This is a genomic window from Stagnihabitans sp., assembly GCF_964946895.1.
In genome coordinates this window covers 1-14,655 of sequence record NZ_CBBQHX010000016.1, presented here as the reverse complement: position 1 = coordinate 14,655, position 14,655 = coordinate 1, and the positions used below count along the sequence as shown (strand labels likewise).

Genomic DNA, 14,655 nt, shown 5'->3' with positions numbered 1-14,655 from the left:
ATGTGACACGGCGATGACAAAAGCGGCAGGTGCTGGCGCAATATCAAAGGGGCCGCAGCAGGCTGCGACCCCCATATCTTGCGTTTGGCAGGATCAGTGCGTTGGAACCCAGTCGGGGAACGTGTGGTTGTGGGCGCGGTAATCGCCCAGCACCGTGCCCGGCGGATACAGGTTGTTGCACACCGGCAGACCCGATTTCGGATCATACCGGCGGCCGGAATAGCCCTCGACCCCGTCATCCATGATCCAGCCCTGACAGCCATCCGGGTCATAGGCAATCGCCGCCTGCCCGTCGGTCAAGGGGCCGGCGTCAATCCCGGTGTCGTGGTTGGAGGCGATCACCGTGTCGGGGCTTTGGTGATAAGGCACCAGCCCGGCGGTGCCTTCGCAAGCGGTCAGCGCGGCAAAGGCCAGCAAGGCCGTAAGGTGAACGAGGCGCATCAGTTATTCCCCCACGTGTAGCAGACCACTTCAACCCGACGGTTCTTCTGCATGCCTTCGGCCGTGGCATTGGTGGCAATCGGCTGGCGCTCGCCATAGCCGATCTCGCGTTCCACCACCGCCCCGACCGAGCGGGCGACATCCGCCACCGATTTCGCGCGGCGCTGCGACAGGCCCATGTTGTATTCATCCGAGGCGCGGCTGTCGGTATGGCCATAGATGGCATAGCCGAAGGCCCCCGCGTTCTGGAAGAACGCCGTCAGCCGCCGCCGTCCCTCGCCCGTCAACTGGGCCGAGTCCGTGGCGAAAAGCTGGTCGGTGTTTTCGGTCAGGCAGGTGTTCTTGGCCAGACAGACCGGCTTGCCGGTCTTGGGATCGACGCGGTCCAGCATATAGCCTTCCAGCCCGCCATCCGCCCACCAATGCATGCAGCCGTCATCGTCAACCCACAGCCCCCAGACGATCTTGCCCGCAATCTGCGGCGGCGGCTGCACCACGGGCGTCTGCGCAAACGCAAGAGTTGCGCCGAAAACCCCGGCTGCCAAAGCCCCCGCCCCGATCGCCATCCTCAAAGCGCTGGAAATATGTTCCAAAGCCAAGGCCTCCTCTGAATGTCAAAAGCCCGTACCAAATGCCGGGACTTCACAAAGAATTGCCCCTGCACCGGAAACAAGTAAAGAAGAATCAAAGTAAGCGCGTTTTCCCCAAAAACGCCGTTGCCGCTTTGGAACCAGATCCGGCATGACGGACTTATTGGCAATCGCCCGGAAACAAGTCACGGCAAAACCGGAAGATCGCGCCAAAGGCCGCGCAGCGGGTTTGGCAAGATTGCCGCATAACACGCGGCCCTGTCAGGGAAAAAAGAATCAGCCCACCGGCACCGCCGCCAGCGAATTGCTGGAGGCCGCCGTGATCCGCACCCGCACCAGATCCCCCACCGCTGCGCCCTCATGCGCCACGTGCACGGCCATCAGATGTTCGGATTTGCCCACCATCTGCCCCGGCATCCGCCCCGGCTTTTCGTACAAGACCGTGGTCTGCCGCCCCACCATCGCCTCTTGCGCCGCGCGCTGCTGGCGGGTGATCAGCGCCTGCAGGTCATGCAGGCGGGCATCGGTCACCTCGGCGTGCAATTCCGGCTTCTCTGCGGCGGGCGTGCCCGGACGGGGCGAGTATTTGAAGGTATAGGCCATGCCATAGCCAACCTGCCGCACCAATTCCAGCGTCGCCTCGAAGTCGGCATCGGTTTCACCCGGAAATCCCACGATGAAATCCGAGGTCACCAGAATATCCGGCCGCGCCGCACGGAACCGCTCGATCAACCGCAGGTAGCTTTCCGCGGTATGCTTGCGGTTCATCGCCTTCAGAATGCGGTCCGATCCCGATTGCACCGGCAAATGCAGATAGGGCATCAGTTTCGGCTGTAGCCCATGCGCCGCAATCAGCGCGTCTTCCATGTCATTGGGATGGCTGGTCATATAGCGGATCCGCTCCAACCCGTCGATCTTGGCCAAGGCGTCGATCAACTGCGCCAGCCCGACATCGGCGCCCGCGCGCAGCCCGTGATAGGCGTTGACGTTCTGGCCCAGCAGGGTCACCTCCCGCACGCCCCGCTCCACCAGACCGCGCGCCTCGTCCAGCACGCGGTCCACCGGGCGGCTCATCTCGGCGCCGCGGGTATAAGGCACCACGCAGAAGGCGCAGAACTTGTCGCAGCCCTCTTGCACGGTCAGGAAGGCGGTGGGCCCGCGACGGCCCTTGCGCTCCGGCAACAGGTCGAACTTGTCTTCCAGCGGAAAGTCGGTGTCCACCATCCGGCCCTGCCCGCGCGCCAGCTCTGGCAAACGGTGATAGGCCTGCGGTCCCACGACCAGATCCACCATCGGCATCCGCCGGATCACCTCGGCCCCCTCGGCCTGCGCGATGCAGCCTGCCACGCCAATCTTCATATCCGGCCGCGCCACCTTCAGCCCGCGCATGCGGCCAAGGTCGGAATACAGCTTCTCGCCGGCCTTCTCGCGGATATGGCAGGTGTTCAGCAGGACCAGATCGGCCTCTTCCATCACCTCTGTCGTCTCATACCCTTCGGGCGCCATGGCTTCCGCCATCCGCTCGCTGTCATAGACGTTCATCTGACAGCCGTAGGTCTTGATGAAAAGCTTCTTGGGGTCCGACATGTCAGCGCATCCTTGGCAAGCCAAAGCCCTTACCGCAAGCAACCCGCCTTGGCAACTTCGACAAGGAAACCTTGCGTTATCCCCCCACCTGTTAGACCTTGGCCCAAAGGCCGGATCGGTGACCCATGCACTACGCTTCTCTTGACGATTTCCTGCAAACCGGCAAGGCGGCGCTGGCCAAGGGCCCCGTGGCGCTGGTCATGGCCGAAGACGCGGTCGAGGTGTCTTCGACCGTGCGCCATCACCTTGCCGCAGGCTTCCCCCAGCTTTTGCTGCTGACGGACCCCGAAGTGCCGCTTGACCCGGACCTGGACGCCAAGGTCCACCGCATCGACTATGACGCCCTGATCGAACAGGCCATGATGCAGGCCGTCAACCGCCTGATCGAGGCGGCGCCCGACATCTGGCTGTTCTACTGTTACAACGCCGAATACCTGTTCTTCCCCTTCTGCGAAAGCCGCAACATCCGCGAGGCGCTGGCCTTCCAGACCGAAGAGCGTCGCGACGCCCTGCTGTCCTATGTCGTGGATCTTTACGCCGATGATCTTGAGGCGTTTCCCAACGCCGTCTCGCTGGAACGCGCCCATCTGGACCGCTCGGGCTACTATGCCCTCGGGCGGCCCGACCCGGCCCATCACAACCACCCCAAGGAACGCCAGCTGGATTTCTTCGGCGGCCTGCGCTGGCGCTTTGAAGAGCATGTCCCCGCTGCCCGCCGCAAGATCGACCGCATCGCGCTGTTTCGCGCCAAGCCCGGCCTGACCCTGCGCCCCGATTTCACCTTCTCGGACGAGGAATACAACACCTACGCCTGCAAATGGCACCACAACATCACCACCGCCATCGTCAGCTTCCGCACCGCCAAGGCGCTGAAAAGCAACGCCGGCTCCAAGTTTCAGATCCAGACCTTCGCCTGGCACAACTCGGTCCCCTTCGCCTGGCACAGCCAGCAACTGATGGACCTTGGCCTGATGGAGCCGGGGCAGTGGTTTTAGCGCCGCCACCCGTCACAAACCCGCCCGTTACAAATCCGCCGCCAGCCTTGCGCCAACCCGGGCGCGCACCGCAGGCTCCTCGGCCGCAATCGCCGTGCAGACCGCCCGCAGATCGCGCCGCGCCGCGTGCAACTGATCCACCAGCGAAATCACAAGGCCCAGCGCATCGTCATCCAGCTCAAACTCTTCGGCCAGATCACACAGCAGTTCGATCCGGGCCAGGTCGATGCGCCGATAGGCCGGGCGCGCGTCCTTGATCAGCGGCAGCACAATGCGCGCCGCGACGAACCGGGTCAGGCGCGGTGCGGTCAGCCGTGGCACCGCCGCCAGCACTTCGGTCTCGCTGTAAAACTCGGTCACGGTCACGTCGGTCATGACGGATCCTCCTCCAGCATGCCCTTGCGCGGGTCATAGGGATGGCTCTTGCGCCAGCCCTCCATGAAGCTGCGCAGGGTGTCATCCACCACCGGCGGCGCAACGATGCGCAACTCCACCAGCTGATCGCCCGCCTCGGCCTTGGCCCGCGCCACGCCGCGCCCGCGCAGGCGCAACACCCGCCCCGAACTGGCGCCCGCCGGCACCGAAAGCGAAACCGTGCCGTCAATCGTCGGCACGCTGACCTTGCCGCCCAGCACCGCCTCGTCCAGCGTGATGGGCAAGGCCACGTGGATATCATCCCCCTCGCGCCGGAACACTGGATGGCTCAGCACGCTCAGCGTGATCAGCGCATCGCCCGCCGCACCGCCCCCCGGACCCGCCATGCCCTTGCCGCGCAGCCGCAGCGTCAGGCCATCGGTGGCGCCTTTGGGGATCTGCACCTCCACCTGACCGACATCGGGCAGGTTGATCTTCTTCTTGGCGCCATGCACCGCGTCCAGAAACCCGACCTCCAGCGCGAAATTCAGGTCATGCCCCGGCATGGTGAACCCTTCTTCTCCGAAAGGAGGAAACCCGCGCCCCCCCCGCTGACGCAGCATCTCGGCAAAGATATCCGCCGGATCACCGCCGCCAGCCTGCGGCCCGCGCTGATAGGTGTTGCCCGGCTGATCGGCAAAATCGCGGTAATAGCGCCGCTGCGGCTTTTCCTGCCCCGAGGCGTCAATTTCCCCGGCATCAAAGCGCGCCCGCGTGGCCGGGTCCTTCAGCAGGTCATAGGCCGCCGAAATCGCCTTGAACTTCGCCTCCGCCTTGGGATCGTCGGGGTTAAGGTCGGGATGGCTGATCTTGACCAGCTTGCGATGCGCCGCCTTGATCTCGGCCGCCGTGGCGGTCTTGGTCAGTCCAAGCACGGCATAGGGATCGGTCATGGCAGTCCTCGGCATCGGTGAACCTCTGCGCACCCTGCGCAGAACCCCCGCGCTCTGCCTTGACCTATATCACCCCGGCCCGGTTTCCACCACCGGCCGCCACCATTGACCGCCGCCATTGACCGCAAACCGCCCCGGCGGCAAAGCTAAGCCAGCCCGCAAAGGAACCCCGCCCGTCATGGCCCACAAACCCGTCGCGAAGACCTGAGACATGGACACCAACCTCGCCGCCCAGTTCCTCCTCGACCCCGAGGTTGTCTTCCTCAACCACGGCTCCTACGGCGCCTGCCCCAAGCCCGTGTTCCAAACCTACCAAGACTGGCAACTGAAGCTCGAACGCCAGCCGGTCGCCTTCCTTGACCCCAAGCGCGGCCTCTCGCAGCACATGCACGCCGCGCGCGCCGCCCTTGCGGCCGAACTCGGCACCCATGCCGACACGATCGCAGGCCTGACCAACGCCACCACCGCCCTCAACATCGCGGCCCAATCCCTCGCCCTGCACCCCGGCGACGAGATCCTGACGACCGACCACGAATACGCCGCGCTCGAAAAGACCTGGGCCCATGTCTGCGCCAGAACCGGGGCCAGGGTCGTCCCCGTCACCATCCCGCTGCCCCTGACCTCGGCTGACAGCTTCACCCAAACCCTCACCCAAGCCATCACCCCCAGAACCCGCGTCCTTTTCCTCTCTCACATCACCTCCGCCACCGCCCTCACCTTCCCCATCGCCCAGATCATCGCCAAGGCCCGCAGCCTTGGCATCTGGACCTTGATCGACGGCGCCCACACCCCGGGCCATATCCCGCTGAACCTTGATGCGCTGGGGGCTGATTTCTACGCCGGCAACTGCCACAAATGGCTGATGGCCCCGAAAGGCTCGGCCTTCCTCTATGCCCGGCCCGACTGTCAGTCCCTGATCACCCCCCTCGTCATCAGCCACGGCTGGGACCCCGGCGCGCGGGGTCAGGACCCCGGCCCCTTCCATGCCACCGCCTTCATCGACAGCCTTGAAATGCAAGGCACCCGTGACCCCGCCGCCTTCCTGACCGTGCCCAGCGCCATCGCCTTCCGCGCGGCCCATCACTGGGACGCCATCACCCGCCACTGTCAGGCGCTGGTTCAGGACACCGCCCGCCGCATGGCCCGCCTGACCGGCCTGCCGCCCTTGGCCGCACCCGAATTCTGCGCCCCCATGATGGCAGCCATGCCGATCCCCGCCTGCGACACGCAGGCGCTGAAATCCCGCCTGATCGACCACTGGCAGATCGAAATCCCCTGCTACACGTGGAAATCCCACTGCATCCTCCGCGTCTCGGCCCAGGCCTATACCACGCAAGCCCAACTGGACCTCCTGCTTCACGCCGTAGCCACCGAACTGGGCCTTTAACCCCGGTTGACGCAAAGCCACCCCCTGCGCCATGCTCACCCAAACGGAGGGCATTATGCGGGCATTCCTCGTCCTCGCCAATTTCATTGACCGCGCGACCGAGGCGATTGGCCGCTCGGTCGGCTGGCTGATCCTTGTGGCCGTCCTTGTCAGCGCCGCCAACGCGCTGGTGCGCAAGGTGTTCAGCGTCTCCTCCAACGCCTTCCTCGAACTGCAGTGGTATCTGTACGGTGCCGCCTTCCTGCTCGCCTCGGCCCAAACCCTGAAACAGAACGAGCATATCCGCATCGACATCCTTTACGGCGCCCTGTCCCGCCGCACCCAACACTGGATCGACCTCCTCGGCCACCTGTTCTTCCTGATGCCCTTCGTCCTTCTGATGGACGCCTACCTTGTCCCCTATGTCCTGCTGTCCTACCACTCCGGCGAGGTGTCCTCGAACGCCGGTGGTCTGATCCTGTGGCCCGCCAAAGCCCTGCTGCTGGCCGGTTTCGTGCTGCTGACCCTGCAAGGCGCTTGCGAACTCCTCAAGAAGATCGCCATCCTGCGCGGGGCCATGCCCGACCCCACCCCTTTCATCTCCGCCCACAAGGCCGCCGAACTTGAAGGCGAAAAACTGGCCGAGGCGTTGGAGCGCCCATGATCGACCTTTTCGCGCAGAACATGGCGCCCATCATGTTCGCCTCGCTGATCGTCTTCCTCTTGGCCGGCTACCCCGTGGCCTTCTCGCTGGCCGCCAATGGCCTGATGTTCTTCGTGATCGGCGTCGTCCTCGCCCCCCTGTCGGACGGCGCCATCCACCTCGACTGGCCGCTGCTTTACGCCCTGCCCGAACGCTTCTGGGGCGTCATGCAGAATGACACCCTCTTGGCCATCCCCTTCTTCACCTTCATGGGCATCGTGCTGGAACGCTCCGGCATGGCCGAGGACCTTCTGGAAACCGTAGGCCAGCTTTTCGGCCCGATCCGTGGCGGTCTCGCCTATGCCGTCATCCTCGTCGGCGCCCTCCTCGCCGCCACCACCGGGGTCGTTGCGGCCTCGGTCATCGCCATGGGCCTGATCTCGCTGCCCATCATGCTGCGCTATGGCTACGACCGACGCCTTGCCGCAGGCGTCATCGCCGCCTCCGGCACGCTGGCCCAGATCATCCCGCCGTCCCTCGTGCTGATCGTGCTGGCAGACCAGCTCGGCCGCTCGGTCGGTGACATGTACAAGGGCGCCCTCGTCCCCGGCCTTGTCCTGACCGGGCTTTACGCCCTCTACATCCTGCTGGTGACGCTGATCAAACCGACATGGGCCCCCGCCCTGCCGAAAGAGGCGCGCACCCTTGGCCATGGCGTCACCTCCCTTCTGGCAACCCTCGCCCTCAGCGCCGCCGTGGCCTACGGCGCCACCCTCGCCCTCACCCCCAGCCAAGGCGACAACGCCGCCATCCTCGGCGCCAGCATCGCCACACTCGTCATCTACGCCGCAGCCCTGCTCGACCGCGCCCTCAAGCTGAACCTGATGTCCCGCCTTGCAGCCCAGGTCATCATCGTCCTGATCCCGCCGCTGGCCCTGATCTTCCTCGTCCTCGGCACCATCTTCCTCGGCATCGCAACACCCACCGAGGGCGGCGCCATGGGCGCCGTAGGCTCCCTCCTCCTCGCCGCCCTCAAACGCCGCCTGACCCTTGCCGTCCTGCAACAGGCGCTGGCCTCCACCACCCGCCTGTCGTCCTTCGTCATGTTCATCCTGATCGGCGCGCGGGTGTTCTCGCTGACCTTCTACGGCGTCAACGGCCACATCTGGGTGGAGCACCTGCTCACCTCGCTTCCCGGCGGCCAGCTTGGCTTCCTGATCGCCGTCTCCGCCCTCGTCTTCGTCCTCGCCTTCTTCCTCGACTTCTTCGAACTGGCCTTCATCCTCGTCCCCCTCCTCGCCCCGGCAGCCGAGAAGCTGGGCATCGACCTGATCTGGTTCGGCGTCATCCTTGGCGTGAACATGCAGACCTCCTTCATGCACCCGCCCTTCGGCTTCTCGCTGTTCTACCTGCGCTCCGTCGCCCCCAAACAGCCCTACAAAGACCGCGTCACCGGCCGGATGATGGAGCCCGTGACGACCGGCCAGATCTACTGGGGGGCCATGCCCTTCGTGATCATTCAGGTCGCGATGATCTTCCTCGTGATCGCCTTCCCCGCCATGGTGATGCGCTACAAGGGCCCGGTGGTCGATGCCGCCACGATCCAGATCACCATGCCCAAACTGCAACCGAACGGCCTTGGCAAACCGTCCTTCGGCCTCAACCCGCCGAAAATCCCCGCGCCCTGACGGCTCAGCGCGCAGCCCCGCGTGTAGCTACAAAAGCACTCCGCAAAACCGACAAAGACCCGACAGGTCACAACACGCCGAATGCCCCGAAAACCGCGGCCTGTCCGGCGATCTTCCCAGAAGGCCCGCCACAGCGCACCTTGTGGCAACCCCGCCTTAACCGCATGAAAAAGGCCGCCCCCGCAGCGCGGAAACGGCCCCCCCTTGCGCGGCGGAAACGCTTACAGCTTGCCGGCCTGCTGCTGCATCATCATGAACGTATCATAATTGTACTCTGCGATCTGATCCCACAGATAGCCGTCTTTCAGGAACGCCTGCTGGCTGTCATGGATCTTCTTGAACGCCGCATTGCTGGCCGACATCTCGGCGTAAACCGCCTGCGCGGAATCAAACGCCGCCGACATGATCTCGGCGCTGAAGGGCCGAAGCTGCGCCCCCGCCGCCACCAGCCGCTTCAACGCCGCCGGGTTCTTGTAATCATAGTTCGCCAGCATATCGACATTCGCCGCAGCACTGGCCGTGGCAAGGATCGACTGGTAAGCCTTTGGCAAACCATCATAAGCCGCCTTGTTGAACATGGCCGACACGGTCGGCCCGCCCTCCCAGAAACCCGGATAATAGTAATACGGCGCCACCTTCACGAAGCCCAGCTTTTCGTCGTCATAGGGTCCGACAAACTCTGCCGCATCAATCGTGCCCTTCTCAAGGCTGGGGTAAATATCCCCCGCCGCCAGCTGCTGCGGCACCACGCCCAAGGGGCTCAGCACCTTGCCGCCAAAGCCGCCGATCCGCATCTTCAGACCCTTCAGGTCATCCAGCGTCTTGATTTCCTTGCGATACCAGCCGCCCATCTGCACGCCGGTATTGCCCGCCGGGAAGGCGTGCAGGCCATTGGCATTGAAGAACTCGTTGGTCAGCGCGATGCCGTCGCCATAGTAGTACCAGGCATTCATCTGCCGCGCATTCAGGCTGAACGGCACCGCCGTCGCCAGTGCCCAGGTCGGGTCCTTGCCCCAATAATAGTAGGTCGTGGTGTGGCACGCCTCCACCGTTCCCGCCGCCGTCGCATCGGCGGCCTGCAGGCCCGGCACCAGCTCTCCCGCCGCAAACACCTGAATGGTAAACGCCCCATCCGTCGCCGCGGCCACCGCATTGGCCAAGGTCACCGCCCCCCCATAGATGGTATCCAGCGATTTCGGAAACGACGAGGTCATGCGCCACGTCACCTTCGGCGCGGTTTGCGCCACCACGGGCGCGGCCAGCAAAGCCGCCCCCGCCGCCCCTATGCCACCCACCGTGGCCTGACCCAGAAAAGACCGTCGATCCATGCAATCCTCCATGCGATGATGCCAAATGCGCGGGCGCTGTCCTCACCGAGGGCGCCTCTTTTGCACAAAAGACTACACTTTGGATTTCACCTGTCCAGTTTTACCGACAGCTCAGATCTGCGCCATCTCCGCCACCAGCGCGGCATGGTCGCGCGCGATCAGTCCGGCATAGGCTTCCAGCTTTTCGGGCGTGAAATGGCCGTCCTCCGCCAGCAGGTTGACGGTGCCGTAGACCGGGCCATCCTCTTGAAAGATCGGGATATTGATGCAGGACCCAAGGCCCAGCGAGGTGATCAGCGCATGGTCGAAGAAGTGCTTGGCGAACTCGGGCACGGTATTGGCCACGAAGACCTTGCGCGCCCCGATGCACTGATCATACCAGCCATCCCGCGTCAAAGGCTTGGTGCCTGACACCGGATAGGCAACCGGATCCGAAGAGTAGGACCGCCGCGCCAGCCCCGCCGCCTCGTCCTGCACGGTTACCGTGAACAACAGCGTGCCCAAGGCAGCGCAATCGGCGTGAAGCTTGGCAAAGGTGTCATACATGTTTCGCTCCGTTCAAGGGTGGGACATGGCGTGGACAAGGGCCGCCACAATATCGGACCGGGTGATCAGCCCCTGCAGCACGCCCGCCTCGGACACCACCAATAGCGCAGGCTGGTGGCCCTGCGCCAGCGGAGGCAGCAAATCCGCCAAACGCGCCTCAGGCGGCTGCACGACGGCCTCCTGCAGCAAATGCCGCCCCGTCAACCCCTGCGCCCCCGGCCGCAAAATCGCCTGAACCGAGATCAGGCCCATCACCCGGCCAAGGCCATCGACCACCGGCAGACTGCGAAAACCGTGCTGCACGAACAGGGCCGACAGCGCTCGCCAATCCGCTTCGGGTCCGACGGTCACCGGCTCGGGGGTCATGATGTCGGCAGCGCTCAGCCCGGCCGATTGGTCAACGGCAGTTTCCTCAGCCGTTTCAATCAGATGCGCCAGATCCTCCACGCCCAGAATCTCACCCAGCCGCAGCCGGTCCAGCGCTTGGGCCAAGGCCCGGGGCGGCGGAACCAACCGCAATTCGGGTGCCGGAGGGGCGGCGGCGGCGCTGCGGAACGGATAGGTCCGCGCCGTTGCCCGGTGAAACAGCACGCCAAACCCGACCAGCAGGGCAGAGCCCAGCAGCACCGTCACCCCGATATAGGCCAGCCCCGGCATATGCTCGGGCGAGGCTGCCAGCACCGTCGCCACCGCCACCGCGCCGCCCGGCGGATGCAGGGCGCGGGCAAAGGCCATACCCGCCACGGCCAGAAACGCGGCCAGCGCCACGGCCACCAAAGGCGGAAGCCCGATTTGCAGCACGACCACCGCACAGACCGCCGCAAGCCCATTGCCCACAACCACCGACCAAGGCTGGGCCAAGGGGCTGGGAGGCGTGCAGAAGATCAGCACGGCCGAGGCGCCAAAGGGCGCAATCAGCAGGGGATGCGCCAGAAAGCCCGCATCTGGCTGGTCGATCAAGCGGCCCGTAAGCCACAGAACAACATGGGTAAAAAGCAAACCCAACAGCACGCCGGCAGCCCCGCGCAGCGCATCGCGCGGGTGCGGCTTGGGCAAGGCGGGGGCCATGGCGGGCAGGATCAGGCTGGCGAGTTGCGGCACGTCGTCCTCACGATTTTGCGGTGCCATCCCAACGGCCGGTGGACAGGATGGCCCATCCTTCGGCTGGTTCCGGCGCCGGGGGCGGGGTTGCGCCCGGTTCCCAGACCATCAGCAGGACGTGATCGGGGGCCGTCTCGCCCACCTCGGCCATGGCCTGCCACAGAAGACCGAAGCCCTCCATCAGCAAACCCTCGACATAGAAGGGAATTTCCTCGGCGTCGAGCATTTCGGCGGCGTCATCCTGCACCTGCCAGCCATCCTCGACCTCAGCCGCCCAAAGCACCTCGCCCTCGATCCCGGGGTGGCGGGTGGCAAGGCGGGCAAGCGGGGCCAGAAAGGCATCGAAGGCAGGTGTGCGGGTCATGGCGCAAGGCATGGCTGATGGGCGCAGAACTGGCAAGGGGGCACTTCCCTTCGGCAGCAAAGCTTCCCATATCAAAGGCAGATCAGGGAGGCTTGGGATGGAATTCGTATTGCTGTTGATCGTGGGCGCCGCGGCAGGTTTTCTGGCAACGCGGATGATGCGGCTGCAGACCGACATCCCGACCACGATCGCCATCGGCGTCGGCGTCGGCGGGGCCATCATCGGCGGTCTGGTGATCCGCGCGCTGGTCGAGCTGACCGGCTGGATGGCAGGCTTCGTCGGCGCGGTGCTGGGGGCTTTGGTCCTGATCTGGCTGTGGAAAACCTACATCGCGCGGCGTTAACCCAAGCGTTTTCCGGCGTCCTTCAGGCGGAACCCGCGCGCGCCGGTCCCCTCCCACAGGATCTGTCCCTGCCATAACGCGAAAAGCATGGCGGCACGCTCGGGATCATGGGTATGGGCTGCCAGAAGTGCCTCGATCCGCGCCCGCCAGACGGCGGCACGCAGGCGCAGGCTGGCGTGGCGCAGGCTGGCCGCCAGCAGGGCGGGCATCGGCAGCACGCTGCCGCGTTCACCCAAGGCCTTCAGCAGCGCCTGCGGCCCTTTGTCGGCGGCCACCACCTCGGCCTGAACCGACTCCGCCAGGGCGTCCAGTTCATCCCAGCCCCAGGCCAATGCCGCCTCCACCATCGCGGGCAGGGCCCCATAGCGCTGCACCAGCGAGGCCCCCGCCAGGCCTGTGGCCCGCGCCACGGACGAAAACGCAACGGCCTTCTCTCCCTCGGCGGCAATCATCCGCAGGATGGCGGAAAAGACGGCGGAATCTGGAAGTGTTCTGGGGCGAGCCATGGTCCCAAGGTAAACCCGGGTTCGGAAATAGCAAGTTCGATGCTGCACACTGGCCCTGTGCGCCGGCGGGTTTCGCCCCCTTCAACCTTTCCATAGGGTGTTTTCAGCAGGGTAACGGCGCAAGACGCCGCTGCCCTTTGCTCTTTACCCAAATACTCCCCGCAGAGCGCCGCCCGAGCCGGTTGGCGGCACGCCAGAGGCGAGATCAAGGCAATGCGCTGAAAGCGCTCAACTTTCTTACAACAGGAGGCCCGGATCGGTGCCAAGGTCAAGGTTGGGGAAGACGGTCGATTGCAGTCCCGCCGCCTCGACGCCGAACATGGCGCGCAGGGCCCAGGCCGGATAGGCGCGCACATCGCCGGTCGGCAGCAAATCGCGCTGGGACAACAGCTTACCATCGGCAAGGCCGGGCCACTGGCCGAAGATTTGCCCGCCCTTCAGCGCACCGCCCGCCAGAACGGCCAGACCTCCGGTGCCGTGATCGGTGCCGCCCGTGCCATTCTCGCGCGCGGTGCGGCCGAATTCGGTCATCGCCACCACCAGCGTGGTGCTCCAGGCCTTGCCCAGACCGGCCTTCATCGCCAGCAGGACGGCGGACAGGTTGTTCAACTGCGTCCCCATCAGGTGGGCCTGCTGGTGGTGGGTGTCCCAACCGCCGAATGAGAAGCTGGCGATGCGCGACGGCCCCATCAACCGCTCGGCCACGTAGCTGCCCAATTGATCATAGCCCAGATTGTTGCCCTTCGGTGCCTGCTCGCCAGTCATCGAGTTGGTCAGGTGTTGCGCTTCGGTGAAGGGCTGCGCGAACAGGGGGTCCGCCGCGTTCACCGCGGTCAGCAGGTCCTGCGCCTGCTGCGACAGGGGGCTGACGTTGACGGGAAACCAGTGATCCGTCTCATGGGCACCATCCAGAACCAGCAAGCGCTGTTCCCCGACCGACACGGCTGTCTCAGAGGTGGCGCCGGGCATCAGGAACAGCGCGCGGTTCAGCCAGCCGTCGTGGCCCGGGGTCAGACCGCCATCCTCGCCACCCGAGCCATTTTCCAGCGCGTCCTGCCCGACAAAGTGGCTGCGGCCTTGCCGATAGGGCGTGGCCACCGCATGGGCGAAGGCAAGCTCCTTGGCCTGCCACAGCGGCATCAGATCCGCGGCCGCCGGGTGCAGCGTGAAGAAATCGGTCAGCGCCGGCCCGGTCGTCGCCGCCAGCGTCGGGCGCAGGGCGGCGAAATCAGGGTCACCGGTCGGGCGCACCACATCCAGCCCATCCATGGCGCCGCGCAGGATGATCACCACCAGCCGGTTGTCGCCCGGTGCGGCAGCAAAGGTCACCGGCGTCAGCAAGGGCGAGGCTGCCACCGAACAGCCAATCAGAAAGGCACGGCGGGAAAGGAGCAAATCACGCATCTGTCTTACCTCCGGCTGAATTCGGGCGAGGCGATCAGCACGGCCAATCCCTCCCAGCGTTGCTCTGCCCCGGCGACGGCGCGGCGCAAAAGCGGCGTCGCCATATCCCCCAGGGCGAAATCGGTCACGGCCGAAGGGTCCACCCGGGCGCCGGTGGCGCGCGCCAGATCAACGGCCCAGTCAATGCGCGAGGCGATCATCGGCGGAGTCATCCAGCCCGCCGCGATTTCGGGCCAACCATCGGGCCGCAGCGGCTTGAAGGGCTCCTGCCCCATCTTGGTCAGATAGTCCCGAACATTCATCGTCTGCTTGTTGAAGCCGAGCATGTCGGTCTCCATCCCGTCCATCCCCATCAGACGCAGCGACGCCACCGCATATTCCTGCGGTGTGCGCACCTTCTGGCGGTTGGGATCTGCGGCAGATGGATGCTGCAGCAGGGTCCTGTA

The 14,655-nt window shown here is 65.2% G+C and carries 17 protein-coding genes; 5 read left to right on the top strand and 12 right to left on the bottom strand.

Annotated elements, in window-relative coordinates; translation table 11 throughout:
* Window positions 1-93 precede the first annotated feature (93 nt).
* The 3 genes from AC1Y2B_RS12105 to miaB all read right to left on the bottom strand — a co-directional run bounded on the left by AC1Y2B_RS12105 (window position 94) and on the right by miaB (window position 2,618).
* Window positions 94-441: a hypothetical protein gene (locus AC1Y2B_RS12105; RefSeq protein WP_482253348.1), complete on the bottom strand. Its 348-nt coding sequence runs from the start codon at window positions 439-441 to the stop codon at window positions 94-96.
* A complete protein-coding gene (locus AC1Y2B_RS12100; protein WP_482253347.1) occupies window positions 441-1,034 on the bottom strand; it encodes an OmpA family protein in 594 nt (197 codons plus the stop codon). Before AC1Y2B_RS12100 ends, AC1Y2B_RS12105 begins: the two co-directional genes overlap by 1 nt.
* 273 nt (window positions 1,035-1,307) lie before the next feature.
* Window positions 1,308-2,618 (bottom strand): tRNA (N6-isopentenyl adenosine(37)-C2)-methylthiotransferase MiaB, encoded by a 1,311-nt coding sequence (gene miaB, locus AC1Y2B_RS12095; RefSeq protein WP_482253346.1) that lies wholly within the window; start codon window positions 2,616-2,618, stop codon window positions 1,308-1,310.
* Window positions 2,619-2,743: 125 nt separating this feature from the next.
* On the opposite strand from miaB, the gene AC1Y2B_RS12090 reads away from it, so the two are divergent.
* The gene (locus tag AC1Y2B_RS12090) at window positions 2,744-3,613 is read left to right on the top strand and encodes a glycosyltransferase family protein (RefSeq protein WP_482253345.1); all 870 of its coding nucleotides are present in this window, start codon (window positions 2,744-2,746) and stop codon (window positions 3,611-3,613) included.
* A gap of 27 nt (window positions 3,614-3,640) precedes the next feature.
* On the opposite strand, the gene AC1Y2B_RS12085 is transcribed toward AC1Y2B_RS12090, so the two are convergent.
* Both AC1Y2B_RS12085 and AC1Y2B_RS12080 read right to left on the bottom strand, forming a co-directional pair.
* A complete protein-coding gene (locus AC1Y2B_RS12085) occupies window positions 3,641-3,988 on the bottom strand; it encodes a hypothetical protein (protein ID WP_482253344.1) in 348 nt (115 codons plus the stop codon).
* On the bottom strand, window positions 3,985-4,920 hold the full coding sequence (locus AC1Y2B_RS12080) for a DnaJ C-terminal domain-containing protein (protein WP_482253343.1): 936 nt from the start codon (window positions 4,918-4,920) through the stop codon (window positions 3,985-3,987). Before AC1Y2B_RS12080 ends, AC1Y2B_RS12085 begins: the two co-directional genes overlap by 4 nt.
* A 211-nt stretch (window positions 4,921-5,131) precedes the next feature.
* Between AC1Y2B_RS12080 and AC1Y2B_RS12075 the strand changes: the two genes are divergently transcribed.
* From AC1Y2B_RS12075 to AC1Y2B_RS12065, 3 genes are read left to right on the top strand one after another with little or no spacing between them, the layout of a single operon-like run.
* On the top strand, window positions 5,132-6,307 hold the full coding sequence (locus tag AC1Y2B_RS12075; RefSeq protein WP_482253342.1) for an aminotransferase class V-fold PLP-dependent enzyme: 1,176 nt from the start codon (window positions 5,132-5,134) through the stop codon (window positions 6,305-6,307).
* A gap of 55 nt (window positions 6,308-6,362) precedes the next feature.
* Window positions 6,363-6,950: a TRAP transporter small permease subunit gene (locus AC1Y2B_RS12070; RefSeq protein WP_482253341.1), complete on the top strand. Its 588-nt coding sequence runs from the start codon at window positions 6,363-6,365 to the stop codon at window positions 6,948-6,950.
* A complete protein-coding gene (locus AC1Y2B_RS12065; RefSeq protein WP_482253340.1) occupies window positions 6,947-8,617 on the top strand; it encodes a TRAP transporter large permease in 1,671 nt (556 codons plus the stop codon). Before AC1Y2B_RS12070 ends, AC1Y2B_RS12065 begins: the two co-directional genes overlap by 4 nt.
* A gap of 221 nt (window positions 8,618-8,838) precedes the next feature.
* Here the strand turns inward: AC1Y2B_RS12065 and AC1Y2B_RS12060 are convergent, their stop codons facing one another.
* The 4 genes from AC1Y2B_RS12060 to AC1Y2B_RS12045 all read right to left on the bottom strand — a co-directional run bounded on the left by AC1Y2B_RS12060 (window position 8,839) and on the right by AC1Y2B_RS12045 (window position 11,956).
* Window positions 8,839-9,945, bottom strand: a complete 1,107-nt coding sequence (locus AC1Y2B_RS12060) for a TRAP transporter substrate-binding protein (RefSeq protein ID WP_482253339.1) — start codon at window positions 9,943-9,945, stop codon at window positions 8,839-8,841.
* 111 nt (window positions 9,946-10,056) lie between these two features.
* Window positions 10,057-10,491 (bottom strand): GAF domain-containing protein, encoded by a 435-nt coding sequence (locus tag AC1Y2B_RS12055; protein WP_482253338.1) that lies wholly within the window; start codon window positions 10,489-10,491, stop codon window positions 10,057-10,059.
* A 12-nt stretch (window positions 10,492-10,503) separates the two neighbouring features.
* Window positions 10,504-11,619, bottom strand: a complete 1,116-nt coding sequence (locus AC1Y2B_RS12050) for an HPP family protein (RefSeq protein WP_482253337.1) — start codon at window positions 11,617-11,619, stop codon at window positions 10,504-10,506.
* Window positions 11,600-11,956 carry a hypothetical protein gene (locus AC1Y2B_RS12045; RefSeq protein WP_482253336.1) on the bottom strand — a complete coding sequence of 119 codons (357 nt, stop codon included), beginning with the start codon at window positions 11,954-11,956 and terminating at the stop codon, window positions 11,600-11,602. The genes AC1Y2B_RS12050 and AC1Y2B_RS12045 overlap by 20 nt, the downstream gene beginning before the upstream one ends.
* A 97-nt stretch (window positions 11,957-12,053) precedes the next feature.
* Here AC1Y2B_RS12045 and AC1Y2B_RS12040 point away from each other — a divergent pair, with 97 nt between their 5' ends.
* The gene (locus AC1Y2B_RS12040; protein ID WP_482253335.1) at window positions 12,054-12,299 is read left to right on the top strand and encodes a GlsB/YeaQ/YmgE family stress response membrane protein; all 246 of its coding nucleotides are present in this window, start codon (window positions 12,054-12,056) and stop codon (window positions 12,297-12,299) included.
* Here the strand turns inward: AC1Y2B_RS12040 and AC1Y2B_RS12035 are convergent.
* The 3 genes from AC1Y2B_RS12035 to AC1Y2B_RS12025 all read right to left on the bottom strand — a co-directional run.
* Complete coding sequence (locus tag AC1Y2B_RS12035; protein ID WP_482253334.1) at window positions 12,296-12,805, bottom strand: transcriptional regulator; 510 nt, start codon at window positions 12,803-12,805, stop codon at window positions 12,296-12,298. The genes AC1Y2B_RS12040 and AC1Y2B_RS12035 overlap by 4 nt on opposite strands.
* Before the next feature lie 237 nt (window positions 12,806-13,042).
* On the bottom strand, window positions 13,043-14,209 hold the full coding sequence (locus tag AC1Y2B_RS12030) for a DUF1501 domain-containing protein (protein WP_482253333.1): 1,167 nt from the start codon (window positions 14,207-14,209) through the stop codon (window positions 13,043-13,045).
* Window positions 14,210-14,214: 5 nt separating this feature from the next.
* A partial coding sequence (locus AC1Y2B_RS12025; RefSeq protein ID WP_482253332.1) for a DUF1800 family protein occupies window positions 14,215-14,655 on the bottom strand: 441 nt, incomplete at its 5' end.

What these genes read in the sequence shown, in the direction of transcription:
- AC1Y2B_RS12090 (WP_482253345.1), top strand. Translation starts at nt 2,744, where the DNA reads ATGCACTACGCTTCTCTTGACGATTTCCTGCAAACCGGCAAGGCGGCG.
- AC1Y2B_RS12080 (WP_482253343.1), bottom strand. Translation starts at nt 4,920, where the DNA reads ATGACCGATCCCTATGCCGTGCTTGGACTGACCAAGACCGCCACGGCG.
- AC1Y2B_RS12050 (WP_482253337.1), bottom strand. Translation starts at nt 11,619, where the DNA reads ATGGCACCGCAAAATCGTGAGGACGACGTGCCGCAACTCGCCAGCCTG.
- AC1Y2B_RS12035 (WP_482253334.1), bottom strand. Translation starts at nt 12,805, where the DNA reads ATGGCTCGCCCCAGAACACTTCCAGATTCCGCCGTCTTTTCCGCCATC.
- AC1Y2B_RS12105 (WP_482253348.1), bottom strand. Translation starts at nt 441, where the DNA reads ATGCGCCTCGTTCACCTTACGGCCTTGCTGGCCTTTGCCGCGCTGACC.
- AC1Y2B_RS12085 (WP_482253344.1), bottom strand. Translation starts at nt 3,988, where the DNA reads ATGACCGACGTGACCGTGACCGAGTTTTACAGCGAGACCGAAGTGCTG.
- AC1Y2B_RS12060 (WP_482253339.1), bottom strand. Translation starts at nt 9,945, where the DNA reads ATGGATCGACGGTCTTTTCTGGGTCAGGCCACGGTGGGTGGCATAGGG.
- AC1Y2B_RS12030 (WP_482253333.1), bottom strand. Translation starts at nt 14,209, where the DNA reads ATGCGTGATTTGCTCCTTTCCCGCCGTGCCTTTCTGATTGGCTGTTCG.
- AC1Y2B_RS12075 (WP_482253342.1), top strand. Translation starts at nt 5,132, where the DNA reads ATGGACACCAACCTCGCCGCCCAGTTCCTCCTCGACCCCGAGGTTGTC.
- AC1Y2B_RS12070 (WP_482253341.1), top strand. Translation starts at nt 6,363, where the DNA reads ATGCGGGCATTCCTCGTCCTCGCCAATTTCATTGACCGCGCGACCGAG.
- AC1Y2B_RS12065 (WP_482253340.1), top strand. Translation starts at nt 6,947, where the DNA reads ATGATCGACCTTTTCGCGCAGAACATGGCGCCCATCATGTTCGCCTCG.
- miaB (WP_482253346.1), bottom strand. Translation starts at nt 2,618, where the DNA reads ATGTCGGACCCCAAGAAGCTTTTCATCAAGACCTACGGCTGTCAGATG.
- AC1Y2B_RS12040 (WP_482253335.1), top strand. Translation starts at nt 12,054, where the DNA reads ATGGAATTCGTATTGCTGTTGATCGTGGGCGCCGCGGCAGGTTTTCTG.
- AC1Y2B_RS12055 (WP_482253338.1), bottom strand. Translation starts at nt 10,491, where the DNA reads ATGTATGACACCTTTGCCAAGCTTCACGCCGATTGCGCTGCCTTGGGC.
- AC1Y2B_RS12045 (WP_482253336.1), bottom strand. Translation starts at nt 11,956, where the DNA reads ATGACCCGCACACCTGCCTTCGATGCCTTTCTGGCCCCGCTTGCCCGC.